This is a genomic window from Oscillibacter sp. MSJ-31 (assembly GCF_018918025.1).
GTDB lineage: Bacteria > Bacillota > Clostridia > Oscillospirales > Oscillospiraceae > Hominicoprocola.
This window is the reverse complement of record NZ_JAHLPT010000059.1, coordinates 1-1,830: the sequence shown is the minus strand read 5'-3', so window position 1 is coordinate 1,830 and position 1,830 is coordinate 1. Positions and strand designations below refer to the sequence as shown.

The 1,830-nt window shown below is 60.8% G+C and carries 2 protein-coding genes and 1 pseudogene; all 3 read right to left on the bottom strand.

What is annotated here, in order from left to right:
• Positions 1-873 (bottom strand): annotated as a pseudogene (locus KQI17_RS13360) (hypothetical protein); the annotation flags it as partial.
• Between the two features lie 4 nt (positions 874-877).
• Positions 878-1,363, bottom strand: a complete 486-nt coding sequence (locus tag KQI17_RS13355; protein WP_052084589.1) for a hypothetical protein — start codon at positions 1,361-1,363, stop codon at positions 878-880.
• A 72-nt stretch (positions 1,364-1,435) separates the two neighbouring features.
• Positions 1,436-1,830: hypothetical protein (locus KQI17_RS13350; protein ID WP_216496681.1), on the bottom strand; the 395-nt coding region annotated here is incomplete at its 5' end.

The following is a 1,830-nucleotide window of genomic DNA, read 5'->3' as shown; positions in this document are numbered from 1 at the left end:
GCGGGCTGCCGGCGCGTTGTCCAGCTCATCGTATTGCCGGAGGTACAGGGTGTTCCGGTCCGTCAGGGCGACATAGTACTCCGCCTCAGAGTCTTCGGCGTAGAGCCGAGCAGACCAAAGCTCGTTTGGAAGGCCGTACATCAGCGGCTCATCCAGCTTTTCCGTCAGCAGATCCTCCTCCGTCTTGTATTCCGGAGCATCTGTATCCAAAAGGTGGGCGCTGTAGTAGTCGGCACGCAGGGTATAGCCGCCCTCATCGTCGGACCACCAGCGCTCAATGTTCAGAAGAGAGGCCATGTGCATCTCCTCCGGACTGAACTCGTCGCCCTCCGCTTCACCGGCGCTCATCCGCCAGGTCCCCTTCAGGTCCGCCATACAGAGCTCCCCGCCGGAAACCGGCCGTTCCGCCGGCTCAAAATAGAAGCGATTCCCGTAAGGGGTCTCCAACATCACGGAGCCGTCCTTCTCCTTGCGTCCGTCCATGGAAATGAAGCTTCCGTCAAGGTCTTCTCCGGTCAGCCGCAGGGCATTGTCCGCCCCCAGCCACCATTCGGCGTTTATCAGGTAAGAGGCGTAGCCAAAGCCCAGCGCCTCCCGGAACAGCGCGGTTCCATCCTCATTGAGGTAGAGGTCCGCCCACCATTTCTCCGTGGGCATGGCGCTGACCTCCGTGCGGCCGAAGGAGGGATTGTAGGACTCGTACCGCACGGCAGTCCAATAGGTGGTGTCATGCGATGCAGGTGTGGGCGATGCGCTGTCGTTTTCTCCGCCGCTGCCGGTGGGGGGAGTGGTGCTATCCGGCTGGCTGCCGCAGGCGCTCAGGCTGAGTGCCAGCAGCAGCGCCAGCACCAGCGCCAAACATCTCTTTCCCATCGCGTCATGCCCACGGATCCTGCGCAGCGGGGATGCGGATGCCGCTCAAGGGGCTGGAATACTCCCACAAAAACCATTCCCCGGTAGAGGGCTTCTGCCGCAGCTTGATGGGACGGGGAGAATCTGCGCCTGCCGTCCGGAGAAACAGCCGGAGATAGCCCGGCTCCATGTCCTGGGGGCGGGGATCCGGCAGGACGTTCAGCACATAGGGCTGTGCAGGGGTATAGCTGTTTTCCGGCGCTGCGCCCTCAAAGTAGGCCAGAGGCAGATACTCCTTGCCCCGCAGACGGTCCCGCAGAAATTGGGCGTCATAAGGCGTCATGGGACGCGGCCCGCGCAGCAGGTCCATGGCGGCCACACCCGCGTCCTTGTCCTTTATGTATAGGTTCAATGCGCACAGGAAGCATGCGCAGACCTCCTCCGGCGTGCGGCGGGACAACGCCTCAAATTCCGCCGCCGTATCCGGCAGATGGGTGAGTGTTACTTGCATGATACGTTCCTTTCTCCCATAATTTGTGTTTGCCTTGCGGAAAGAGTATTCTCTCAGCAAACTTCCGTTTTCTCATGTCGTTTTATCTTCTTCTGTTGAAATCCTTCCGGCTGATTCGGCAGGAAGCTCCCGTGGGGAGGAAGTTTCTCCTGCCACGACATCGCCGCGCACCTGCAATGCTTTCGCGCAGGCAACGCATAGATCCAGATCCTCGCAGATCAGGAAGCAGCGGTTGCACACCAGCCTGCCGCAGACAGGGCATTGGCTGAATATCTCTAAGGCCTCCGCCGCGGCTTTTTCCCGGGCAGCCTCCCGTTCCCGCTCGTAGAGCGTCCGGAACACCGCACGCATCCCCTCTGTCTCCGGCTTCGTGCCGGCCTTGGAAAAGTGGACGGGGCTGCTGTGCCATGTTCTGCCGCACTCCTGACAGCGAAGGAGAAATCGAAACTCCCCTATGGTAGAGCAAT

Excerpts from the sequence above, each read along its gene's own strand:
- KQI17_RS13355 (WP_052084589.1), bottom strand. The coding sequence starts at position 1,363 with ATGCAAGTAACACTCACCCATCTGCCGGATACGGCGGCGGAATTTGAG.